Origin of the sequence: Streptomyces sp. NPDC015532 (assembly GCF_043078065.1) — a bacterium.
In the GTDB taxonomy this organism is placed as follows: Bacteria; Actinomycetota; Actinomycetes; order Streptomycetales; family Streptomycetaceae; genus Streptomyces.
Genome location: NZ_JBIBSY010000005.1, coordinates 402,963 through 424,543, shown reverse-complemented (window position 1 = coordinate 424,543; position 21,581 = coordinate 402,963). Strand labels below are relative to the sequence as shown.

General features: G+C 69.3%; 27 protein-coding genes and 1 pseudogene. 24 read left to right on the top strand and 4 right to left on the bottom strand.

The window, feature by feature from the left end:
• Window position 1 precedes the first annotated feature (1 nt).
• From ACF07B_RS19445 to ACF07B_RS19365, 17 genes are all read left to right on the top strand, one after another.
• The gene (locus ACF07B_RS19445) at window positions 2–253 is read left to right on the top strand and encodes a hypothetical protein (RefSeq protein WP_130438764.1); all 252 of its coding nucleotides are present in this window, start codon (window positions 2–4) and stop codon (window positions 251–253) included.
• Between the two features lie 3 nt (window positions 254–256).
• A complete protein-coding gene (locus tag ACF07B_RS19440) occupies window positions 257–655 on the top strand; it encodes a hypothetical protein (protein WP_392179772.1) in 399 nt (132 codons plus the stop codon).
• On the top strand, window positions 649–969 hold the full coding sequence (locus tag ACF07B_RS19435; RefSeq protein ID WP_392179771.1) for a hypothetical protein: 321 nt from the start codon (window positions 649–651) through the stop codon (window positions 967–969). The genes ACF07B_RS19440 and ACF07B_RS19435 overlap by 7 nt, the downstream gene beginning before the upstream one ends.
• Window positions 966–1,325: a hypothetical protein gene (locus ACF07B_RS19430; RefSeq protein WP_392179770.1), complete on the top strand. Its 360-nt coding sequence runs from the start codon at window positions 966–968 to the stop codon at window positions 1,323–1,325. The genes ACF07B_RS19435 and ACF07B_RS19430 overlap by 4 nt, the downstream gene beginning before the upstream one ends.
• Window positions 1,315–1,740, top strand: a complete 426-nt coding sequence (locus ACF07B_RS19425; RefSeq protein WP_392179769.1) for a minor capsid protein — start codon at window positions 1,315–1,317, stop codon at window positions 1,738–1,740. Before ACF07B_RS19430 ends, ACF07B_RS19425 begins: the two co-directional genes overlap by 11 nt.
• Window positions 1,741–1,752: 12 nt before the next feature.
• Window positions 1,753–2,226, top strand: a complete 474-nt coding sequence (locus ACF07B_RS19420) for a phage tail tube protein (RefSeq protein WP_392179768.1) — start codon at window positions 1,753–1,755, stop codon at window positions 2,224–2,226.
• Window positions 2,223–2,690 (top strand): hypothetical protein, encoded by a 468-nt coding sequence (locus tag ACF07B_RS19415; protein ID WP_392179767.1) that lies wholly within the window; start codon window positions 2,223–2,225, stop codon window positions 2,688–2,690. The genes ACF07B_RS19420 and ACF07B_RS19415 overlap by 4 nt, the downstream gene beginning before the upstream one ends.
• Window positions 2,691–2,761: 71 nt before the next feature.
• Window positions 2,762–2,902, top strand: a complete 141-nt coding sequence (locus ACF07B_RS19410) for a hypothetical protein (protein ID WP_392179766.1) — start codon at window positions 2,762–2,764, stop codon at window positions 2,900–2,902.
• A gap of 35 nt (window positions 2,903–2,937) precedes the next feature.
• Complete coding sequence (locus ACF07B_RS19405) at window positions 2,938–5,100, top strand: hypothetical protein (protein WP_392179765.1); 2,163 nt, start codon at window positions 2,938–2,940, stop codon at window positions 5,098–5,100.
• Between the two features lie 2 nt (window positions 5,101–5,102).
• Window positions 5,103–6,008: a phage distal tail protein gene (locus ACF07B_RS19400; protein ID WP_392179764.1), complete on the top strand. Its 906-nt coding sequence runs from the start codon at window positions 5,103–5,105 to the stop codon at window positions 6,006–6,008.
• A gap of 15 nt (window positions 6,009–6,023) precedes the next feature.
• Window positions 6,024–7,007, top strand: coding sequence for a hypothetical protein (locus tag ACF07B_RS19395; RefSeq protein ID WP_392179763.1), 984 nt, complete (start codon window positions 6,024–6,026; stop codon window positions 7,005–7,007).
• 24 nt (window positions 7,008–7,031) lie between these two features.
• Window positions 7,032–8,123, top strand: coding sequence for a hypothetical protein (locus ACF07B_RS19390; RefSeq protein ID WP_392179888.1), 1,092 nt, complete (start codon window positions 7,032–7,034; stop codon window positions 8,121–8,123).
• Complete coding sequence (locus ACF07B_RS19385) at window positions 8,123–8,998, top strand: hypothetical protein (protein WP_392179762.1); 876 nt, start codon at window positions 8,123–8,125, stop codon at window positions 8,996–8,998. Before ACF07B_RS19390 ends, ACF07B_RS19385 begins: the two co-directional genes overlap by 1 nt.
• 19 nt (window positions 8,999–9,017) lie before the next feature.
• A complete protein-coding gene (locus ACF07B_RS19380; protein WP_392179761.1) occupies window positions 9,018–10,961 on the top strand; it encodes a hypothetical protein in 1,944 nt (647 codons plus the stop codon).
• A gap of 67 nt (window positions 10,962–11,028) precedes the next feature.
• On the top strand, window positions 11,029–11,826 hold the full coding sequence (locus ACF07B_RS19375; protein ID WP_392179760.1) for a peptidoglycan-binding protein: 798 nt from the start codon (window positions 11,029–11,031) through the stop codon (window positions 11,824–11,826).
• Window positions 11,827–11,905: 79 nt separating this feature from the next.
• Entirely contained in the window at window positions 11,906–12,172 is a 267-nt protein-coding gene (locus ACF07B_RS19370; protein ID WP_392179759.1) for a hypothetical protein, read from the top strand.
• Complete coding sequence (locus ACF07B_RS19365) at window positions 12,169–12,426, top strand: hypothetical protein (RefSeq protein WP_358954323.1); 258 nt, start codon at window positions 12,169–12,171, stop codon at window positions 12,424–12,426. The genes ACF07B_RS19370 and ACF07B_RS19365 overlap by 4 nt, the downstream gene beginning before the upstream one ends.
• Before the next feature lie 66 nt (window positions 12,427–12,492).
• Here ACF07B_RS19365 and ACF07B_RS19360 read toward each other — a convergent pair whose 3' ends face one another.
• Window positions 12,493–13,362, bottom strand: coding sequence for an Eco29kI family restriction endonuclease (locus ACF07B_RS19360; RefSeq protein ID WP_392179758.1), 870 nt, complete (start codon window positions 13,360–13,362; stop codon window positions 12,493–12,495).
• 163 nt (window positions 13,363–13,525) lie between these two features.
• Here ACF07B_RS19360 and ACF07B_RS19355 point away from each other — a divergent pair, with 163 nt between their 5' ends.
• From ACF07B_RS19355 to ACF07B_RS19325, 7 genes are all read left to right on the top strand, one after another.
• Window positions 13,526–14,800, top strand: a complete 1,275-nt coding sequence (locus ACF07B_RS19355) for a DNA cytosine methyltransferase (RefSeq protein ID WP_392179757.1) — start codon at window positions 13,526–13,528, stop codon at window positions 14,798–14,800.
• 392 nt (window positions 14,801–15,192) lie between these two features.
• Entirely contained in the window at window positions 15,193–15,579 is a 387-nt protein-coding gene (locus ACF07B_RS19350; protein ID WP_392179756.1) for a very short patch repair endonuclease, read from the top strand.
• A 169-nt stretch (window positions 15,580–15,748) separates the two neighbouring features.
• Window positions 15,749–16,978: a helix-turn-helix domain-containing protein gene (locus tag ACF07B_RS19345; RefSeq protein ID WP_392179755.1), complete on the top strand. Its 1,230-nt coding sequence runs from the start codon at window positions 15,749–15,751 to the stop codon at window positions 16,976–16,978.
• A gap of 56 nt (window positions 16,979–17,034) precedes the next feature.
• Window positions 17,035–17,472 (top strand): hypothetical protein, encoded by a 438-nt coding sequence (locus ACF07B_RS19340; protein WP_358954328.1) that lies wholly within the window; start codon window positions 17,035–17,037, stop codon window positions 17,470–17,472.
• Between the two features lie 331 nt (window positions 17,473–17,803).
• Window positions 17,804–18,265 carry a glycine-rich domain-containing protein gene (locus tag ACF07B_RS19335; protein ID WP_392179754.1) on the top strand — a complete coding sequence of 154 codons (462 nt, stop codon included), beginning with the start codon at window positions 17,804–17,806 and terminating at the stop codon, window positions 18,263–18,265.
• A gap of 86 nt (window positions 18,266–18,351) precedes the next feature.
• A complete protein-coding gene (locus tag ACF07B_RS19330; protein ID WP_392179753.1) occupies window positions 18,352–19,161 on the top strand; it encodes a hypothetical protein in 810 nt (269 codons plus the stop codon).
• Window positions 19,162–19,259: 98 nt separating this feature from the next.
• Entirely contained in the window at window positions 19,260–19,808 is a 549-nt protein-coding gene (locus tag ACF07B_RS19325; RefSeq protein WP_392179752.1) for an endonuclease domain-containing protein, read from the top strand.
• A 106-nt stretch (window positions 19,809–19,914) separates the two neighbouring features.
• Here ACF07B_RS19325 and ACF07B_RS19320 read toward each other — a convergent pair whose 3' ends face one another.
• The 3 genes and pseudogenes from ACF07B_RS19320 to dcd form a co-directional block, all read right to left on the bottom strand.
• On the bottom strand, window positions 19,915–20,412 hold the full coding sequence (locus ACF07B_RS19320) for a phosphoribosyltransferase (protein ID WP_392179751.1): 498 nt from the start codon (window positions 20,410–20,412) through the stop codon (window positions 19,915–19,917).
• Between the two features lie 227 nt (window positions 20,413–20,639).
• A pseudogene (locus ACF07B_RS19315) lies at window positions 20,640–20,864 on the bottom strand (phosphoribosyltransferase); the annotation flags it as partial.
• A 10-nt stretch (window positions 20,865–20,874) separates the two neighbouring features.
• Window positions 20,875–21,450, bottom strand: coding sequence for a dCTP deaminase (dcd, locus tag ACF07B_RS19310; protein ID WP_392179750.1), 576 nt, complete (start codon window positions 21,448–21,450; stop codon window positions 20,875–20,877).
• Window positions 21,451–21,581 lie beyond the last annotated feature (131 nt).

The following is a 21,581-nucleotide window of genomic DNA, read 5'->3' as shown; positions in this document are numbered from 1 at the left end:
GGTGACCGTGACGACCGTGCGCATCACCGCCCCCGTGTCCGGCTTCACCGGGGAGGGTCCGGGCGGACTGCCGTTCGTCGACGGCACCGCCACCACCAGCGACCCGGCGATCATCGGTTACTGCCAGGGAGCCGGGTACACCGTCGAGCCCCTCGACGACGACCCGCCGGACGACGAGTCCGCCACCGAGCCAGACGGCCCGTCCGACACCAAGTCGACGGGCCGTTCTGCTGCCCGCACCAAGAGGGGGTGATCTGTGGCGCGGCAGCCCTACGCCACCCCCGAGGCCCTCGCCGCATGGCTCGGCACCCCCGCACCCGCGGGCGCCGAGCGGCTGATCGCACGGGCCTGCCAGGACATCGACTCGGCCCTGCTGACCGCCGTCTACCCGGTCGACGAGGACGGCGACCCGACCGACCCGGCGGTCGCCGCCGCACTGAGCGACGCCGTCTGTGCGCAGGTCGAATACTGGATCGCCACAGGGGACGACGGCACAGGGGCCGGCGGCGTCTGGGACTCCGTCTCGATCGGCCCCGTGTCCCTGTCCGGGCGCAGCAAGAACTCGTCGGCGACGGCCGGCGTTGAGCTCGCCCCGCGCGCCGACCGCGCGTTGCGCCGCGCCGGCCTCACGCCGGGACGGGTGATCGCATGGTGAGACTGCCCGCGTTTCTGCTGCGGCATCGGATCACCATCGAGCCGTACCTCGGCGACTCCGCGTACGGCCCCCAGTACGGGCCCGCGGTCGCCGACGTGCCCGCGCTCGTCGCCGAGTCCGTGCGCCAGGTCCGCGCGGCCGACGGCCGCGAGGTCACCTCGACCGCTCAGGTCATCGCCGCCCCGGACCTCGACTGCCCGGCCGGCTCCCGTCTCATCCTGCCGACCGGCCGCACCACGACCGCGCTCTCGGTCGCCCGCCATACCGCCCCGGGACTCCCCGTCCCCGCCTGCTGCGAGGTGATGTGCGAATGAGTCCGCAGCGCTCCCGGCTCCGACTCAACGGCGACGCCGTGCTGCGCGGCACCCGCGCGGGCGCGCTGCGCGGACTGCTGCTTGGCGCCGAGCACGTCCTCGCCGAGTCCCGAAAGCTCGTGCCGATCGACGAGGCGACCCTCGAACGGTCCGGAACCGTGTCGGTCGACGAGCAGGACCTGACGGCCGCCGTCTCCTACGACACGAAATACGCGGTCAGGCAGCATGAGGAACTCGGATACCGGCACGCCCCCGGGCGGTCCGCGAAGTACCTCGAACGGCCGATGACCAGCGAGGCGGCGACGGTCGCCGCGCTGATCGCCGCGCAGCTTCGGCGGTCGCTGCGTGGCCGCTGACCTGCTCGACGCGCTCGCCCGGTACCTCGACGAGCAGGGTCTGCTCACCTACGACCCCGACGGCGTCGCGGGCGACACGTTCATCGAGACCCTTCCCCCCAAGCCGGCCGAGGCGGTCGGCCTCTGGCTGTACGACTCGGGCGCCCCGGACGCACGCAACGGCTACGAGACCCGCTCTGTGCAGGTGCGCGTGCGCGGCACCGCCGACCCGCGCGTATCGCGCCGCCGCTGCGAGGCGATCTACGGCGCACTGCACGGGGTCGCCGGAATCCAACTCCCCGCCGATGGACCGTGGTTGGTCCTCGCCGCAGCCCGTGCCACTCCCGCCCCGATGGGCACCGACGCGAACGGCAGACACGAGCACGTGCTGAACCTCGCCGTCGACGTCACCAACCCCACCCCACACCGCAGTTAAGGAGGTACCCCGTTGGCGTCGCGACCGATTGACGCACGGGGCTGGATCTTCGAGGTTCGCGATGCCGAGGCGACCACCGAGACGTGGCTGCCGATCGGCCTGCTCACGAGCTGGAACCGCAACGAGTCCGAGAACGAAGAGACGGCCGACACCACGACCAACGACAGCGAGGGCTACTACTCGCAGGACGTCATGCAGCGAGGCGCCACGATCGAGGTAGAGGGCCTGTACGCGCAGGTCACCTCGGGCACCCCCGACCCCGGGCAGGCGTACATCGACAACGAATGGGCCTACCGCCTCGGCGCCGACTCCCAGAACGAGATCCGTTGGCGGCACAAGACGCAGAGCGTATGGGTCATCTGGGACGCGACCGTGACCCCGGGCGAGCAGTCCGGCGGCACGAACGATAAGACGAGCTGGGGCGCGACGTTCACGCGCTGCGGCAAGCCGCGCACGGCCCCGGTCGCGGGTGGGGGTACGACGTGACGGACGACGCCCGCGCCCTGGTCGCGCAGCACGAGAGCGATGTCGCCGACTTCGACGCGTTCTTTTCCGAGCAGGCCGAGCAGCGCGAAGGGGTGCCGCTCAAGCTGTACGGCCGCGAGTACCGCCTGCCGACGTCGCTCCCCCTGCTGTTCACCCTGCAAATGGAGCGGCTCAAGGACTCCGCCGACCCCGATGACATCCGCAAGATGCTCGCCTCGCTGTTCGGCCCGGACGCGCTCGACGAGTGGGCCGCGCGCGGCATGACTGACCGGCAGCTCGGCGTCGTCCTCGTCTGGTCGACCGCCAACTGCCGCCGCCCCGGCTCGGTCTCGATGGCCGATGCCGCCCGCCTGTACGACGAGCGCGAGGGTGCCACGACGGGAAAAGCAGCGCCGAACCGGGCCGAGCGCCGGGCCAAGAGCAAGGGGAAGGGGAAGCAGCCGGCGAGCTCTGGCAGGCGGTAATCCGCCACTGGGCCGCGGTCGAGTCCGACCTCGCCCGCGAGTACCACCTCGACGCTGAGCAGCTCGCCCGCTTGTCCACCCGTCGTTTCCTCGTCCTGCTCGGCGGACTGCCCGCCGAGAGTGCGTTCGCCCGCCTGTGGCAGCGCACGCCCCGCACCGTGACCGACCCCTCAGAGATCGCACGACTCACCGGAGTGCCTATCGATCACTGACAACTGAATAGCGCGGCCAAGGGAGGTGAGCTCCCTTGGCACTCACCATCGGCGAGCTCGTCGGGTTCATCGACCTCGACGACAGCGGCGCCCGGCAGGGTGTCGCCTCGGCCGAGGGCGCGCTGCGCGACTTGCAGCGCGGCACGGATGGCAGGCTGCGCGATCTGCGCGGCCGGTTCGTCGCCGAGTCCGCGGCGATGGGCGCCGCCCTCGGCGACGAGGTCGGCGAGGGCTCCGAGCGTGCATCGGGGCGCCTGGCCCTGGTCGGCAAGGCCGTTGCGGGAATCGGCGTCGGTCTGCCCGCGGTCGCCGCGGTCGGCGTCGCGATCGGCGGACTCGCCGCCGGCGCCGTCGCCGCGCAGGCCGCGGTCAAGGCGTTCACCCTCGCCGCCGGACCGCAGCTCGAACAGGTCACCTCGGCCTACGACCTGTACACGGCGGCGCAGGATGCCGCGGCCAAGGGCGGCGAAGAGGCCGCCGCCGCACAGCAGGCGTATCAAGACGCGCTCGCCAAGATGCCGCCCGCGACGCGGGCGACGGCCGAGTCGTTCATCGGACTGAAAGAGGACGTCAAGTCCTGGTCCGACTCGCTCAGCAGCACCACAATGCCCGTCTTCACCAAGGGCATTGAGCTGCTGCGCGACCTGCTGCCGACCCTGACCCCGTTCGTCAAGGGCGCGGCAGCGGCGTTCGGCGACTTCCTCGACGAGGTCCGCGCCGGCGTCGAGTCGGCGCCGTTCAAGCGGTTCGCCGCCGACATGGGCGAGGCCGCCGGCCCGAACCTCGCCAACTTCCTCGACGTTCTCAAGAACGTCGCTATCGGGTTCGCCGGCATCCTGTCGGCGTTCCTGCCCGTCTCGACCGGCATGTCGGGCGGGCTCGCCGATCTCTCGGCGCGGTTCGCGGAGTTCGGGCAGAACCTCGGCGACTCCGAGGGGTTCGCGAACTTCCTCGACCTCGCTCGCACTGGGGCGCAGACCCTCGGCAACCTCGGCGGCGCCGTCCTCGACCTGCTCGTCGCCCTCGGCCCGCTGCTCGGCACAACCGCGCTGCTCGTCTCCGTGTTCGCGCAGGTCATCTCGGCCGTACCGACTCCGGTGCTCACGGTTCTCGCGACCGTCATCACGACCGTAACACTCGCGGTCAAGGCGTGGACCCTGTGGCAGAACATCTCGGCCACGGCCACGCGCGCGTGGGCAGCGACGCAGGCCGCATGGAACGCGGTCATGGCCGCCAACCCGATCGTGCTCGTTGTCGGACTGATCGCGCTTCTCGTCGCCGGCGTCGTCCTCGCCTACCAAAAGAGCGAAACGTTCCGCCAGATCGTTCAAGCTGCCTGGTCCGGCATCCAGACGGCCGCCTCGGTCGCCTGGGGGATCTTGAAGGCGGCGTTCGACGGCATCGTCGCCGCGGCCGGTTGGGTGATCGACTTCGTCAAGGCCAACTGGCCGACGCTGCTCGCGATCCTGACCGGACCGATCGGGATCGCGGTCGGGCTGATCGTCAAATACTGGGACAAGATCAAGTCCGGCTTCTCGTCCGCCTGGTCCGCCGTGCGCACGCTCGGCTCGGACGGCGTCAAGTGGGTCGCCGGCCTCCCGGGGCGCATCGTTTCGGCACTGGCGAGCCTCGCCTCGAAACTCTGGAACGTCGCTACGGCCGCGTTCCGCCGCTTCAAGGACGGACAGGTTCAGCTCGCGCTCGCCGCCGTCGACTGGCTGCGCGGACTGCCCGGCCGCCTCGTCTCCGCCGTCGGCTCCCTCGGCTCACTCCTGCTCGGCAAAGGCAAAGACGTGGTCCGGGGCCTATGGAACGGCATCAAGTCCATGGGCGGGTGGATCAAGGACAAGCTGATCGGCTGGGCCAAGGACATGATCCCCGGGCCGATCGCTCGGGCGCTCGGGATCAACTCACCCTCGCGCGTCATGGCGCGCGACATCGGCCGCTGGATTCCCGCCGGTCTCGTCCGCGGCATCGAGGGCGGACAGAACGCCGTCGACCGCACCATGCGCCGGCTCGTCACCCCGCCCGCCGTCCCCGCCCTGCCACAGCTCGCCGCCCCCTTCGGGGCGGGCGGAACAACGTTCGGGCCGAGCGGGCGCGGCGCCTCGGTCCACATCGAGCACTGGCACGGCGGCGAGCAGACCCCCGAGCAGAACGCCGCCGCGCTCGCCTGGCACATGAAGCAGAGGGGGTGATCGTGGCCGCCGGCGACAAGGTCACCCAGCGCGGACACGTCCAGTTCGGCGACGAACTGCTCATCGGCCCCGGCACCCCCTACCGGTGGCGCTCCCTGACCGGGTGGGAGGAACTCCCCGCCCTCGACTCCGGAAGCGTCAACCGCGCCGACGGACACGGCAGCTACCCCGGACACCTGCTCGCGCAGGCGCGCACGATCACGCTCGACGACATGGTCGTGCGCGCCCCGTCCGGCACCATCGGCGCCGCCGTCCGCGCACTGAACACCGCGACCGCCCCCGGCGACGACGAGCAGCCGCTCGTCGCGTGGATCGACGAGCGCGGCCCCCTGCTCGCCTACGCCCGTGTGGTGCGCCGCGCGATACCCGTCGGCAAGGGCTACGCGCTCGGCACCGTCATCGGAGCGGCGATCCAGTGGGAGGCATCCGACCCACGCCGCTATGCCCTCGTCGAGCAGCAGGCCGAGACCCGCCTGCCGATGCCCGAGCCGGGCCTCGACTGGCACGTCGACCCCGGCCCCGAGGCACTGACCTACCCACTCGCGTTCGGCACCCCGGGCAGTACCGGCACGGTCACCGCGACCAACGACGGCGACGCCCCCGCGCACCTGCTCGTGCGCTTCCGCGGCCCCGTCGAGCTCCCGTCCATCACCAACCTGCGCACCGGCGCCGTCCTCGAATACGACATCGCCCTCGCCGCCGACGACGAGCTGCTCGTCGACACCGCGGCCGGCACGGTCACGCTCAACCGCACCGCCTCGCGCCTCTACACCGCGACCGCCCGCAGCGTGCCCGAGCCGCTGTTCACCCTCACCCCCGGCGCCGCCTCGCTCACCTTCCGCGCGGCCCCCGGATCGAGCGATCCGCGCGCCGCCTGCTCGCTCCGGTGGCGCTCTGCCTACTGGTAAGGAGGACACCCCGACGTGACCGTGCGCGCCGGATGGCTGCTGCCCAACGGGCAGACCAGAGAAGACACCCGCCTCGCACCGCTCGGCACCATGGCGCCCGAGTCCGCCATGACATCCCGCGACGGCGTGATCGCCGGCGGCGACCCACTCAAGGCGACCGGCGTCGCCGCCATGCAAGTGCAGATCAGCACCGGCCGCGCCCTGGTCCAGGGCACCACCGCGCAGGGCGCCTATCCCGTGGCCGTGACCTCGCCCGAGACGCTCACCGTCGGCGACGGGAACGCGCAGTACACGCGCATCGACTCAGTAGTGCTCAAGGTCTACGACGGTCTGTACGACACGAGCGAGCAGACCGCGGTCGCCGTCGAGATCGTCCAAGGCGCCGCCAACGCGACGCCGAGTCCGCCGAGCCTGCCCTCGGCCTGTCTGCGCCTGTGGGACATCACGGTTCCAGCGGGCGCCTCGGCCGGTACCGGCGGGATCACATGGGAAAGCGCGCTCGCCGACCGCCGCCGCTACACCGCGGCGTACGGCGGGATCATCCCCCGTGGCTGGGGACTGTCGTTCGCGGGCGCCTACCCGGGCCAGTACCGCGACAACGGCGCCGGCCTCGACCGCTGGGACGGCACGGCGTGGCAGCCCCTCGAACCGTCCGTCGGGTGGACCGCCGTAACGCTCGCCTCGGGCTTCACCAACAACGGCAACGCGCAGGGCACCGTGCGATACCGGCGCATCACGATCGCCGGCGTCCCGTTCCTGCAACTCCGCGGCGGCGTGTCGTGGGCGACGTCCGGCTCGATCCCCAACTCGGGAAACTTGCTCGCCTCAGTGCTGCCCGCCAACTGCCGCCCCGCCGCGCTCACGTCCCTGCCGATCGCGGCCGGCGGCGTCGACATCAAGCTCGACGCCCAGACCAGCGGACAACTGCGCCTCATCAGCAGCTCAGGCGTGACCACCTGGGCCGCTCTCTCCGGAGTCCAGTACCCACTCGACGCGTAAGGGGGTGAGCCCGTGGCCGCCCCCATGTACCGGGCGCTGCTGTGCGACTTGCGCTCTGATCAAGTCCTCGACGCGCTGCCGCTCACCGACGTGTCACTCGACGACTACATCGGCAAGACCGGCTCGGCGAACGTGACCGTCCCGCTCCCGAACCGACAGATCGCACAGCGAGCGCGCTCCGCCGTCGAACCGGGCCGCACCGCTCTGTGGATCGAGCGCGGCCCCGAAATCTGGTGGGGCGGCGTGGTCTGGACTGCCAACCTCACCAGCAACGACCGAGGCTTTCTCGGTCTCCAGATTGGCGCCGGCGGATGGGCGAGCTACCTCGATCACCGGGTCGTCTTCCACACCCAAGAGGCCAAGGGCACCGATCAGTTCGACATCGCCCGCGGCCTGGTCGCCTATGCACAGTCTGTGGACGGCGGCGACATCGGCATCGAGTTCGGCACGGAAGTCTCGGGAGTCCTGCGGGATCGGCTCTACCGCCGGTACGACCAGCCACGCATACGCGAGCTGCTCGACCAACTCGGCGCCGTCGAGGGCGGATTCGAGTGGCGCATCATGTCGTACCGCGACCCGGGAAGCGGACGGCGCATCAAGCGGTTGCAGCTCGGCTCGCCGACCATCAAGGCCGGAACGAGCGAGATCGTCCTCGACCGCCCCGGGCCGATCACGTCGTACGGGTGGCCGATCGACGCGAGCGTGCAGGCGAACGCGTGGCAGGCGAGGGGCGCCTCGGACAACCGCAACCAAGCCGCCGAGTCGCTGCCGCTGCTGTCCGATGTGCTTGTCGCCGACGAGGACATCGCCGCCGGCTGGCCACGCCTCGACGGCACCGCCGACTACTCCACCGTGACCGAGCAGGCCACCCTCGCCGCACACGCCGTCGCGGACCTGGCCGCCGCCCGCCGACCGCGGACCATTCCCGAGATCACCGTCGCACTCGACCGCGTCTCTCTGTCCCCGGCCTTGCTCGGGGCAACGGTCCGCGTACGCATCCGCGACGACTGGTTCGCCGAGGGACTCGACGAGCGGTACCGCGTCGTCGGCCTCGCAATCTCCCCACCCGTGCGCGGCCGACCCGAAACCGCAAAGCTCTACATGGAGGCTACCTAGTGGCTGCTGTACCGCTCGATCTGCTCGACCGTATCCGCGCCCTCGAGCGGCAGGTGCGCGAGCTCACCGGACGGGCGCAGATGCGCCCCGCACTGAATGAGGTACTGCACGGCGACGTCGTGATCGGCGAGGGCGGACGGTTGATCGCCATGGCGCCGAACGGCAACCGCATCTTCATGACCGGCGAGACCCCGGCGGGTGACTGGGCCGTCGGCATCGCCCGCCCCACGGACGGCACCGCCGCCCTCACCGTCGGCGACGAGAACGCCGCTGGCGCCGGACAGATGGTCCGCATGTGGAACCGCGACCAGGGCAACCGCGACGTGATCGTGATGGATGACGCGTTCTCCGAGCGCTTCCTCGGCCGCCCCTGGATACCCATCGGCCTGTACCCGACCGCGCGGCAGTCCTATACCGGCACCACCTATGAGACCGCGTGGTGGGGCGCGAGCCCCGCACACAACGCGGTCGCCGTGATCGTCGTGTTCACGTACGCCGGCACGGGTGGCGGACAGGTGAAGGTGACCATGACGCCGTCCGGGGGCAGCGCGAGGACCCTCGCCGAGTACGAGGTCGCCGCGAACACGTGGACGCAGCGCACGATCGAGGCGCCCCTCGACGGCGTCGAGTTCCTGCAATCCGTGACGTGGGACGTCAGCCACCGCGCCAAGAACAGCGGCGTCAACGTCGAGACACGCCTCTACCGGGCCTACACCCGGAACACCTTCACCGCCGACGAGGCGCCCGACACCCCCGCACGCACGGCCACCACAGCAGCAGCGGCACAAGACCCGTTCAGCGTTCCGGCCGCGTCGTTCGCCGACAGTCCGCCGGCCGCCGTCGACGAGCCGGGACTGCGCACCATCGACGACTGACAAGGAGGCGCCCTCTTTCGTGCTGCCCGAGAACATCCCGAGTGTCACCGTGCGCGGACGGTTCCTCGACCCCTCCGGTCGCCCCCTGTCCGGCGCCGTCACCTTCCGCGCCCCCGCGCAGCTCACTTTCCCGCAGTCCGACGTGATCCTCGGCGGCCCCGTCGTCGCCCAGCTCGACGCGCAGGGATCGATCGAGGTCACGCTGCCCGCGACCGACGCCCCCGACATGGACCCGTCGGGATGGGCGTACATCGTCGCCGAGCAGCTCGCCGGAATCCCCGTCGGCCGTACGTACAACGTCCTGCTACCCAAGGCGCGGCCCCTCGTCGACCTCGCCGACATCGCGCCGACCGACCCCTCGAAACCGAACTACGTCGGCGTACCCGGGCCCAAGGGCGACACCGGACCGGCCGGCGCCCCCGGCTCGCGCATCTACACAGGCAGCACCGCGCCCGCCGCCGACCTCGGCGTCGACGGCGACCTCTACATCAGGTACGAGACGGCGACCGTGCTCACGGTGACCAGTACGACCGTCACCACCTGGCAGCGCACCGCCGGATCGTGGGCGCAGCTCGGCGGCGAGGTGCGCGGCGCCGCGTGGTACGTGAACAACGGCAGCACGTCGAGCACCGGCACCAGGGCGGGCGACTTGCTGCTGCGCACCGACACCGGCGACGTCTACCAGAACAGCGGCTCCGGATGGGGCACCGCGCGCGGGAACCTGCGCGGCCCCAAGGGCGACAAGGGCGACCCCGGGCCGACCGGCGCCACTGGCGCCCCGGGCGTCGTCCAGTCCGTCAACGGCAAGAGCGCGGCCGACATCGTCCTCGCCGCGGCCGACGTCGGCGCCGTCGCCAATACCGGCGGATACAGCCGCACCGACGGAACCCTGCACGTCGTCTACGCCGGTACGGGCGCCGACGTGTTCAAGGCGTCCAACGCCGATCAGTCCGCGTACACCGCCGTCAACAAGAACGCCGAACTCGTCTCGAACACCGCCGCCAAGGTCAAGAACCTGACCGTCGGCTCGGTCACCAACTACGGCGCCGGCGATGACGGAATCTTGGCCGTGGCCAACGCCGCCACCGTCCCGAGCAGCAGCCACCCGTCGGGGGCGCTGCTGTACGCCGAGGGCGGGGCGCTGAAAGTACGGCAGTCCGACGGCACGACGTTCACTGTCGGCGCTGGCGGCACGGGCGCGGTCGCGTCCGTCAATGGCAAGACCGGCGCCGTCGTGCTGAACGCCGCCGACGTCAGCGCCGAGGCCGCCGGAACCACCGTCCTGCTCACCGGGAACCAGACGATCGCCGGATCGAAGACGTTCAGCAACGTTCCCTCGTCGAGCGCGGCACCGACCGCCGACAACCACCTCGTCCGGAAAAGCTACGTGGACGCGCTCGGCGGGGGCGAGTGGCGCGCGTCCGACTTCGGTCTGCTCACGTGGGCATTCGACCCCGCCGTCGGGCACTCCGCCCCGCTCTACCCCGGATCGGGCCCGATCCGCGTCACCGCCGTCTACCTGCGGTCGGCGGCGTCCGTGACGAAAATCGTGTGGCACTTCGGCGGATACGCGGGCGGACTCACCACGGGATCGTGGGCCGCGCTCTACAACTCCGCCGGAACCAGGGTCGCGCAGACCGCGGACCTGTCGACCGCGGGCGCCGAACCGGCCGAGGTCCACAACGCGGGCGGGGCGACCGTCTCGGTCCCGCTCACCACCGCCTACTCCGCCGCCGCCGGCCTGTACTACGTCGCGTGGCGCTTCCAGTACAACACCAGCACGGGCGACGGCCCGATGATGCTCGTTGCCGAGAGCTCGTTCGGTTCACCACCCAACGTCTTCGGTCTGACCACCGTTCGCCGGTTCGGCTCGTACGCGACCGGCGCCGCGACGGCGCCCGCGTCCCTCACCCTCAGCTCGATGGAGAACGGGAGTAACCGGTTCTGGGCCGCGCTCGCCTAGACCACCCGCCCACTCAACGCCCCGCGCCGATACCGGCCCGGGGTTTTCTCATGCCCGAGGAGGGCCCTTGCAGTTCGTCACCCGCGCCCAGTGGGGCGCCCGTCCCTCCCGCTACGCGCTCAGCCACATAGGCAGCACGCGCGGAGTGAAGATCCATTACGAGGGCACAGCCGTTCCGGCGTCCCTCGCCCGCCCCGAGAATCACGGGCAGTGCGCGGGCCGCGTCCGCGCGATCCAGGCGAGCCACCTCGCCAACACCAAGGAGAACTATTCCGACATCGCGTACAACGCGATCGTCTGCCCGCACGGCTACGTGTTCGAGGGGCGCGGCGCCCACAAGAAGACCGGCGCCAACGGGAACAGCTCGCTCAACTCCGCGCACTACGCGGTGTGCGCCATGGTCGGCGACTCCGGTCTGACCACCCCGACCGACGCGCAGCTCGCCGGCCTGCGTGACGCCGTCGAGTGGCTGCGCAAGAGCGGCGGCGCCGGAAACGAGATCAAGGGACACCGGGACGGCTACGCGACCGCCTGCCCCGGACCGGCGCTGTACGCGTGGGTCCAGAAGGGCGCCCCGCGCCCCGGCGGCACCACTCAGCCCAAGCCCAAGCCGCCGGCGTACGAGCCGTTCCCCGGCGCCGACTGGTTCAAGAAGAGCCCCCGCTCACCGATCATCACCGCCATGGGACGGCGCCTCGTCGCCGTCGGCTGCTCCGCCTACCGCGAGGGCCCCGGGCCCCAGTGGACCGAGTCCGACCGACAGTCGTACGCGCGGTGGCAGCGCCACCTCGGCTACCGCGGCGACGACGCCGACGGATGGCCCGGCCGCGCTTCCTGGGACGCGCTCAAGGTCCCCAAGGACTGACCCCGACCACCCAGCCCCACGGGCCGCCCGCACACCGCAGGCGGCCCGTTCCCTTCTCTACGGAACGAGGTACCCGCCCGTGACCGACGCCGCTCGCCGCACCGTCCGCACCGCCGTGCAGACAGTGCTCGCCCTCGCCGCCGGCGCCCCGCTCATCATCGACGCCGCTGGCATCCCGCAGACCGCGACCGGCGTCGGCGTCGTGCTCGCCGTCGCCGCCGGCATCACGCGCGTGATGGCCCTGCCCGTCGTCGACGGCTTGCTGCCCCGGTGGCTGCGCGCTGCCCCGCACAGCGACGACGAGCTGCTCGCCCTCGACCGCGCAGACAAGGGGGCCGCCGAGTGACAGACCCCTCGCCGTCCGATGTCGCCCTCGAACTGGAGCGACTCCGCGGCGCGGTCGAAGCGGGATTCGCCCGCGTCGACGGATCGCTCGCCTTGCTCGTCCAGCGCGGCGACCAGACCGACAAGCAACTCGACGAGCTCGAAAGCCGTATCGACGCGCTCGAACGCTCTCGGTGGCCCCTCCCGTCCATCGCCGCGCTGGTCGCGGTCGCCGGGCTCCTCCTGACCATCTGGCAAGTGACGCACACACGATGAAGCCCTGTGCCCCGGACCGTCAGACGACGATCAGGGGCACGGGGTTCACGGAGTTCTAGGCGCGGACTAGGCGTCCGCGTCGTTGTCCTCTGGGTCTTCTTCCTTGATCTTTCCAGCGGCCTTCAGCTTGGGCTCGGAGTCGTGGACTTCGGTTCCCCGGTAGTAGCGCCAAGCGCTCGCGTAGTCGGCCTGGGCATCGTGATACATGATCACGTAGCCCATAAGCGCGGCGACTTGCCATCCGTCCGGAAGGTTCGCCGCGACGAGTCGAAATGCCTGGTCGGCGGTCATCGGGCCAGGCGGCACCGAGACCGTCACGTCCTGGTAGATGCCCGACTCCTCGTAGCGGAAGTTGTACGGCAGCCCGTTCTTGATCTGCGCGAGGAGCGATTCGAGGGTCTGCCCACCAGCGGCGAGCCCGACCACTTCTCGCCCCAGGTCGATTCGGAACAGCACGTCGAAGTGGTTCTTCTTCAGCACGGTGCGGTCGCGGTTACGGCCCGGGTCCTTGTTGCCGAACCCGTTCGTATTCCACGGAATGTGCCCGTCTTTCCTGTACTGCTTGATCAACAGCTTTTCAGGAGCGACGGCCGTGAAGTCCTCAGCGACGAAAAGGCACTTGAACGTCATCTCGTCGAGCGAGATCCCTATGCGCCCCGAGATCTTCTTGAGGTGGTTCCCGAGACGCTGAGACAGGGGCTTTTCCGCTTTGCCCACGTACACCAACTTGGGTTCCGGGTCCTGCTCCGTCTGCCGGTAGAGCTGATAGACGCCGGATCGACTGGCGAGATTCTCGATAACGGCTCTGCGGTCCAACTCGTCGAGGTTGTCCTGCGTGAGCGGGGCGGGCGTCAGCTTGTCCAGTTCCTCCGCAAGCTGGTCCCCCAGCGCCTTGGTGATGCTCAGGCGGAACTGGTTGCTGAACGATGCGGACATGCCTGGCCCAACCTCCCGTGGCGCGTGATCACCGTCACTCTATCCGGTGATTCCGGTGGTCACGTGGCACAAGTTCGCGAATGTGCTACGAAGATCAACAACTCCGCGGTACGCTTTGCTCATGTCTGAGCTGGGGAAAGCGCACAACAAGGTCAGGACGTCCGTGGAACTGTTCGCGGGCGGTGGGGGGCTCGCGATGGCGGTGCATCGCGCGGGCTTCCGTCCCCTGCTCGTCAACGAGTACGCCAAACGGGCGTGTGAGACGCTTCGCGACAACGGCGCGGCGGTCCGGGACAAGGACGACACGAGCATCCCCAAGCCGGGCAAGGCCCGTCCGGGCCGACGGGCCGACGGCTGGCCCCTCGTCGAGGGCGACGTACGCGGCATCCCGTCGTTCAAGTTCCTCAAGGACGCCGAGGTCGACGTTCTCGCGGGCGGGCCCCCGTGCCAGCCGTTCAGCCTCGGCGGCGTCCACAAGGGCACGGAAGACGAGCGGAACATGTTTCCCGAGATGTTCCGAGCCATTCGTGAAATGCGTCCCAAGGCGGTCATCTGCGAGAACGTGCGCGGCCTGCTCCGCCCGTCGTTCAAGCCGTACTTCGACTACATCCTGCGTGAAATGCAGTTGCCGTTCGTCCAGCGCGACGGGGCGACATGGGAAGAACACGACGAGAAGCTGCAAAAGACGCTGGCCGAAGACAGGACCGATCCGGCCGAGCGATACATCGTCACCGCGATGCCGGTCAACGCGGCCGATTACGGTGTTCCCCAGATCCGTCAGCGCGTGATCATTGTGGCGTTTCGAGCCGACCTCAATGTCGACTGGGAGAAGCACAAGCCCGGTCCGACACACTCAGAAGCCGCCCTCATTCAGTCGATGCACGACGGGTCGTACTGGAAGCGGCACAAGGTCTCCGCCGAGGTTCGAGATCGTTTCATGGCCAACCTGCCTCAGCAGCCCTTGCCCGTCGACGACGGCCTGAACTTGAAGCCGTGGCATACGCTCCGGGACGCCATCGCCGGCATTTACGAGAACGAGGGCAAGCCGCTGCCTCGCGTCCTCCTGGAGCACGTCCACAACAAGGAAGAGGTCGGCGGGGTCGCCGATCACGTGGGATGGCCCGGCGCTCGAACCTATCCCGGGCACACTCCGAACGTGCTGGACCGCCCCGCCAAGACCGTAAAGGCCGGTGTGCACGGCGTCCCCGGTGGCGAGTCCGTCATGCAGTTGGACGACATCACCTTTGACGGCAGCGGGTACCGGTACATGACCGTTCGAGAGACCGCCCGGGTGATGACGTTCCCCGACGACTGGGCCCTGGCGGGTCCACGCGGCGAGAAGATGCGGCAGCTGGGGAACGCTGTGCCCGTCAAGCTGGGCGAGGTCTTCGCCAAGGCCGTGGCCTCCGCCCTCGATGACGCCGAGGGACGCAAGTGACCGACCCTACGAACGGTCAGAAGGGCTGGAGCGATCAGCTTCCCCCCGACCGGGCGTGGAAACCGAAAGCCGGCATGACCCGGGCGGCGCGCTCAGCAGAGCAGGATCGCGCGGCCGGGGGGCTTCATCGACGTGCGGTCGACCTAGGACAGGGCCGATACGCACGCGCGTCCATCGCCCTCCGCCTCTACCGACGTACCCGCCGAATCCGCGCCTATCTCCGCTGGTCCGACCAGGGAGATACTCACGAGCGGTACGTCGGCGAGGTGGACGCCACGACGCGAGCAGCGAACCTGGCGCAAGCGTGGACCTCGGCCCGCGATCAAGGATTCGTAACCGACGAGCAGGTACCGGCCGGATCGTGGGCGTCGTCCCCCGCCTCGCGAGCGGTCATGTCCGCCAACAAGGGACGGGACACCAAACCCGAGAAGCTGCTGCGGTCAGCCCTTCACCGGCACGGCCTGCGGTACCGCGTTGGGGTGAGGCCCGTCCCCGACCTGCGCCGGACCGCCGACGTCGTTTTCACCAGGGCTCGCGTCGCCGTCTTCGTCGATGGCTGCTACTGGCACGGTTGCCCGGAACACCACCGGCCGGCCAAGCAGGGCGCGGCGTTCTGGCAGGACAAGATCGCCGGGAATCAGGCCCGCGACGCCGAGACCAACGAGGCGTTGCGCGACGCGGGATGGCTAGTCATCCGCGTGTGGGAACACGAGGATCCAGAGCAGGCAGCGCAAGCGGTGGCCGAGGCAGTGAGGTTGAGGCAGAACACGAGCGCCTAGATCAGGCTGGAGTCCCGCTGGTCAGCTCGACCAGGTGGCACGGCAACGTCCCCCGTACGGCCCCACATGACCTATCGGGGGCGTTCTGTTGTTCTGCCGCCACGGAGGACGCCAACCGCGCCTCATGGGTACCGTTCTTGAGAGAGCCCGAACGGATGGAGCCCCGCGCATGCTGGAAGAAGCCGAGGAGATCGGCCGCCGTGTTCGCCGCGCGCGCCTGCGCCTGGGCATGCCACAGGCGGACCTCGCCGCCGCCCTGGGGAAGTCTCAGGGGTGGGTGTCCAAGATGGAACGCGGACAAATCGAGATCGACCGCGTCGGCCTGCTCAACGCCATCGCGGCTGAGCTTCACGTTCATCCCAACGACCTGATCGGGCGCCCATACACCAGCAGCCCGGCTGACAATCAGTGGCAGGTCGCCGCCGCGTCCATCTTGCGTGAACTACGCCGCTACGACCTCACGCCGGTGTTCGAGGGCACCCCCCGGCCGTCGAGCGAACTATGGCGCGACATGACCAGGCTGCACCGTCTACGAGACGCCGCCGCCAACGTGGCCATCCTGCGTGTGCTGCCGGACCTGCTACGCGAGGCGCGGGCGCTCGCCGAGGTCTCCAGCGGCCACGAACGCGAAGAGGCGTACGCCATCTACGCCGTCGCCTGCAAGTTCGCCCACACGGCCGCCCACGCCCTCGGACACGCCGAACTGATCACCATGGCCGCCGAGCGTGCGGCCTGGTCCGCCCGCCTGTCCGGTGACCCCGTCATGCCCGCACTCGCCGACTGGATGCGCGTATGGGACATGTGGGCGACCGCCGACTGGGACGACGCCCTGTCACTGTCCGACAAGGCCCTCGGCAGCATCCAGGACGACTATGACCTCGGCGATCCCCTCGCCGTTCGGATGTGGGGATCTCTGCACCTCCGCGCCGCCGTGTCGGCCGCACGTGCGGGTCGGCCGTCGGAGTCCGAGGACCGCATCGCACATGCCCGCGCCGCCGCAGAACGCATCACGAACCACCAGGGCCCACCGGTCTACGACCGCCATTCAGTGACGTTCTCACCGGGCAACGTGCAGATTCACGCGATCAGCGTGGCGCTCGAATCCGGCGACCAGACACGAGCGCTCGCGATAAACCGCCGCACAAGTCCGGAACTGGTCGCCGCCCTGCCCAACTCTCGACAAGGGCACCACCACATGGACCTCGCGCGGGCCTGGCTGTGGGACGGAAACCGGGACAAGGCACTCGCCGAACTGGAGACCGCCGAGCGCATCGCCCCACAGCTGGTGCGTAACCACCCCATGGCCCGTTCGACGCTGCGGAGCATCGTCTACGCCGAGCGCTCCGCGACGCGTGAGAAGCTGCGCCGCATGTCAGACCGCTTCCACCTCGACGGATGAGGGTCGTATTCCTCTGATTCATATTGGGCCCCTGGCGCACTCTTAGCGTCAGGGGCATGACTCGACGAGGAAACCCCCATCTCCCTTCGCAGGGCGGCGAGTTAGGGACCGCCGCACCGTTCTATCCCCGACTCGGCGACCTCGCTCGGGACACCGCCAAGGGCGAGATCGGCGTCGTCGTGGCTCTGCCCGGCGACGGCAGACGGACTTACGGCCTGGTGCCGCCCGGAGGCGGTGACGAGTGGTCCGCCCCCTACGACGGAACCACCCTGCGCCCTGTCCCCGCTCAGGTCACTCACATCACGCCGCAGAAGCGAGATGTGATGTACGACCAGCGCGCCGAGCAGGGCGGCCTACCCGTCACCGTCCACTACGAGGACGGCGGGACCAGCGAATCCCTGCTCGTGCTCGACCCCGCGCAGCTGGAGCTGTACGCCTACCAGGTTGGGCGCATTCTCGAACTGCGCGACGCGGCACGCGGGGGCAAGCTGTGAGCGCCCGCCACGCGTCCGCCCGCTTACGGCGCCTCTCCGATCCTGTCGGGTTCTTCCTCAGCGTCCTCTGGGCCATCGGCACGGCTACCGGTTTCACCTGTCTCGGGATGCTCGTAGGCACCGGCTTCGACAGCCCGCGAGCCAACAGCCCGGCGCTGACCATCCCCGACGCCGCCCCGGAAGCGGCATAAGGCCCCCCGCCCGCCCGGATGCTTCCTGCTCCCCCCTGGGCGGGCGGGGACTCCACCGCGGCCGAGGCCGCCAACCGGGGCCTGCCGCGGTGCGCACCACCACGTCCGAAGCACCACCCCAACACAAGGAGGCACGGAACGTGACCACCGCACAGAAGCGCACCACGACCGACGCACGGACGCTGATCAGCACGGAACTGCGCGAGACCCTGGTCGACAACATGCGCGCCAAGTTCCCGCAGCTGACCGAGGAGAAGGCCGACCGTGGCGTCGGGCAGATGCTCGCCTTCCTCGCCGCGTGCGACTACAGCGACAAGCCGCTCAGCCCGTCGCCCCTCGTCGACGACTTCTGGCACGCCTTCCTGCTCCACACCAAGGCGTACCGGGAGTTCTGCGAGGAGAGGTTCGGCCGATTCCTGGACCACCAGCCCGGGTACCTCGACCCGGAGGAGCACGGGGGCGGCAAGGCACTCCGTGCCCGGACGGTCGACGCGATCACACTCGCCGGCTACGAGATCGACATGGAGTTCTGGCCCGAGCTGGACCTCGCCGAGTGCTCGCAGTGCCACGCGAACTGCTCGGACAGCCCGTTCCATCCCTGAGGTGCCCCCGCCGGCCTCCGGTCTGTGCCACGCTGTGGCCAGGCCGGGGGCCGGCCCCCTTTGCCCGACCAACGCAGGAGACCGCGGTGGATCGCATCGAATGGCAGGACCTACCAGCAGAAACCCGGGCCGCCGTCGAGCGCCACACGGGCCTGGTCGACGACGCCACGACCGCGCCACACGGCGTCATGTCCCGACTCGCCTGCACCGTCGACGCCCGAACCGGCCGGACGTTCGTCAAGGGCACCCGCGAGGATGACCTACAGGCGTGGGTGTACCGCCACGAGGCCAAGGTCACGCAGTACGCACCCCGAGCGCCGCGCGTGCTGTGGGAGGTCAATGCCGGCGGGTGGCGACTTTACGGATACGAATACGTCGAGGGCCGATACCCCGACCTGAGTCCGGGGTCCGACGATCTCGCCGCCCTCGTACGCACACTCATCGCTGTATCCAAAACGCCATGGCCCGAGGCCCTGAACAAAAAGCCGCTTCACACACGATGGGCCGAGTTCCTACCCGAGGACGTACCGAGCGGGTTGCAAGGCCGAGCACTCGCCCACACAGACATGTCCCCCCACAACATGCTCATGAAGGACGCCGACGAACTGCTTCTACTGGACTGGGCCCTTGCCTGCCCCGCCCCTTCATGGGCAGACACCGCGCTGACGATCCCCCGGCTCATCTCCGCCGGGCACACACCGGAGCAGGCCGAGACCATCGCCCGGCAGATTCCTGCGTACCTCGCGGCCAACCCAGCCGCCGTTACCATCTTCGCGCGCACGGTCTATTCCGCGTGGGAAGACTGGGAGCGGACGCGCCCATTGCCGCATCGCGCCGCCCTCACCGCTGCCGCCCGAGAGTGGGCCAAGCATCGCGAGGGCGTGCCGCTTCCGTAGCGAGGCCGCAGTAAGGCCACGATCACCGTCAGCCCGAGACCCGGTGTTCAGACTCGCATTGCGCGCTCGCTGTCAGTGCTTCGCTCTAGGCTCCCGCCATGGTCTGGATGGCGGAGCTGAGCTTCGAGTACGAGCCGCGAGACGAGTTTTGCGCCTGGTGCGATGAATGGGTCACCCGACTCGTCAAAGGCCAGATGTGTGTGAAGTGCTACCGCATGCAGCAAGGAATGAAGAAGTACGGGCTCTCCATAGCCGGGTACAACGCGATCTGGCGCGCGCAGGGCTTTGCCTGCGGCCTCTGTGGGGACAACGAGGAGCCCTGCGACGGCGGTATCCCTCACACTGCACCCCGGCCTTGGCACATCGATCACGATCACGCCTGCTGCCCGCAGAGGGGGTCGTGTGGCCGCTGTGTGCGGGGGATCCTCTGTCAGCGCTGCAACTTCAATGAGCTGCCACGCTATGAGCGCAATCTTCGCCGGCGTGTGGGCCTGCGGAACCCCCTGATTGACGCCTACCTCATCGACCCCCCAGCCAGGTCTGAAGAGGCCAAGATCATCAGGGGTCGTGACGACACTTACCTGCCGACATCCTGGTCTTTCATCCATGACGAGCAAGCGGTCGAGAAGCTGACACAGAACAAGTGAACGACAATCCGTTGTCCCGGCTCAACGCGCTTCGCTTCCTGGAGCGGGCGAAGGCACGGGACCGCGCCAGCCAGCAGGGCAACCGAGCCGATGAGCGCTCGGTCCCTCAGGCGTCGAAAACCTGCCCAGCACGCTTCACGACGGGCGGTTGAACCGACCACGGGAAGTTCACCCAATCGTCGGTGCGCTTCCACACGTACTCGCACTTGACGAGGCTCTGCGACTTCTCATAGATCACTGCGGACCGCACCTCGGCCACGTGGTCAAGGCAGAAGTCGTGCACGAGCTTCAGGGTCTTGCCAGTGTCGGCGACATCATCAGCGATCAGCACCCTTTTGTCGGTGAAATCGATCGCATTTGGTACAGGTGCCAACATCACAGGCATTTCGAGCGTCTGGCCGACGCCCGTGTAAAATTCAACATTTACAAGGTGAAGGTTCTTGCAGTCCAGCGCGTACGCCAGACCACCAGCGACGAACACCCCGCCCCGAGCGATCGACAGTACGATGTCGGGCTCATACCCATCGTCGGCGATCGTCTGCGCCAGCTCGCGAATCGCGAGGCCGAACTGCTCGTAGGTGAGGTTCTCGCGTACGTCAGTCATGCTCTCTCGCAGGTCTCGAATGCCCAGTGGTACGGAAGTCAGCCGCGCCCACACCGCCGCCTACCGACCGGAGCCGGGCGGCGGCGCGAGCCGGTACGAGAGATCGCCAAAGACGCCCTCCGCGCCCTTCGGCCATGTGTTTTACTCGGATCACTACATTGGGCCTTGCGAGGGACCTCGAACGTAGTGCCGCGCACCTCCCGGTGTCCGCTACACCGGGACCGGCTCGGAACAACGAGCGTCGTCCCGACCCCGGTGTAGAACTCGACGTTCACCAGGTGGATGTTCTTGCAGTCCAGGGCGTAGGCGAGCCCGCCCGCGACGAAGACCCCGCCCCGGGCGATCGAGAGCACGATGTCCGGCTCGTACCCGTCGTCGGCGATGGTCTGGGCGAGTTCGCGTACGGCGACGCCGAACCCTTCGTAGGTGAGGTTCTCGCGCACGGCGGACATGGGTATCGCCTCAGACCTGGGTGCGGTGGAAGTTCAGGAAGGACCGCGATGCGGTCGGTCCGCGCTGGCCCTGGTAACGGGAGCCGTACCGGTCGCTGCCGTACGGGAACTCGGCCGGCGAGCTGAGCCGGAACATGCACAGCTGCCCGATCTTCATCCCCGGCCACAGCTTGATCGGCAGGGTCGCGAGGTTGGACAGTTCAAGGGTGACATGCCCGGAGAACCCGGGGTCGATGAACCCGGCGGTGGAGTGGGTGACCAGGCCCAGCCGGCCCAGCGAGCTCTTGCCCTCCAGCCGCGACGCGAGGTCGTCGGGCAGCGAGATGACCTCGTACGTACTGGCGAGGACGAACTCTCCGGGGTGGAGGATGAACGGCTCGTCGCCCTCGGGCTCGACGAGCCGCGTGAGGTCCGCCTGCTCGACCGAGGGGTCGATGTGGGGGTAGCGGTGATTCTCGAACACCCGGAAGAAGCGGTCGAGCCGCACGTCGATGCTCGACGGCTGCACCATGGATTCGTCGTAAGGATCGATCCGGACCCGCCCGGCGTCGATCTCGGCCCGGATGTCCTTGTCTGAGAGAAGCACGCCCTGAGGATACGCACGGCGCGCGGGGGCCCCCCAAAACGGGCCGCCCCCCCCGCCCCGACTCCCCCGCCCCCAAAGTGTTCAACAACGCCCCCCGCCCCACAAACGCGGGGCCGGGGCCCCCCCGCACA

Bases quoted from the DNA above. Each gene is read 5' to 3' on its own strand.
- ACF07B_RS19360 (WP_392179758.1), bottom strand. From the start codon at position 13,362: ATGTCCGCATCGTTCAGCAACCAGTTCCGCCTGAGCATCACCAAGGCG.
- ACF07B_RS19390 (WP_392179888.1), top strand. From the start codon at position 7,032: ATGTACCGGGCGCTGCTGTGCGACTTGCGCTCTGATCAAGTCCTCGAC.
- ACF07B_RS19435 (WP_392179771.1), top strand. From the start codon at position 649: ATGGTGAGACTGCCCGCGTTTCTGCTGCGGCATCGGATCACCATCGAG.
- ACF07B_RS19340 (WP_358954328.1), top strand. From the start codon at position 17,035: ATGACTCGACGAGGAAACCCCCATCTCCCTTCGCAGGGCGGCGAGTTA.
- ACF07B_RS19345 (WP_392179755.1), top strand. From the start codon at position 15,749: ATGCTGGAAGAAGCCGAGGAGATCGGCCGCCGTGTTCGCCGCGCGCGC.
- ACF07B_RS19430 (WP_392179770.1), top strand. From the start codon at position 966: ATGAGTCCGCAGCGCTCCCGGCTCCGACTCAACGGCGACGCCGTGCTG.
- ACF07B_RS19325 (WP_392179752.1), top strand. From the start codon at position 19,260: ATGGTCTGGATGGCGGAGCTGAGCTTCGAGTACGAGCCGCGAGACGAG.
- ACF07B_RS19350 (WP_392179756.1), top strand. From the start codon at position 15,193: ATGTCCGCCAACAAGGGACGGGACACCAAACCCGAGAAGCTGCTGCGG.
- ACF07B_RS19320 (WP_392179751.1), bottom strand. From the start codon at position 20,412: ATGACTGACGTACGCGAGAACCTCACCTACGAGCAGTTCGGCCTCGCG.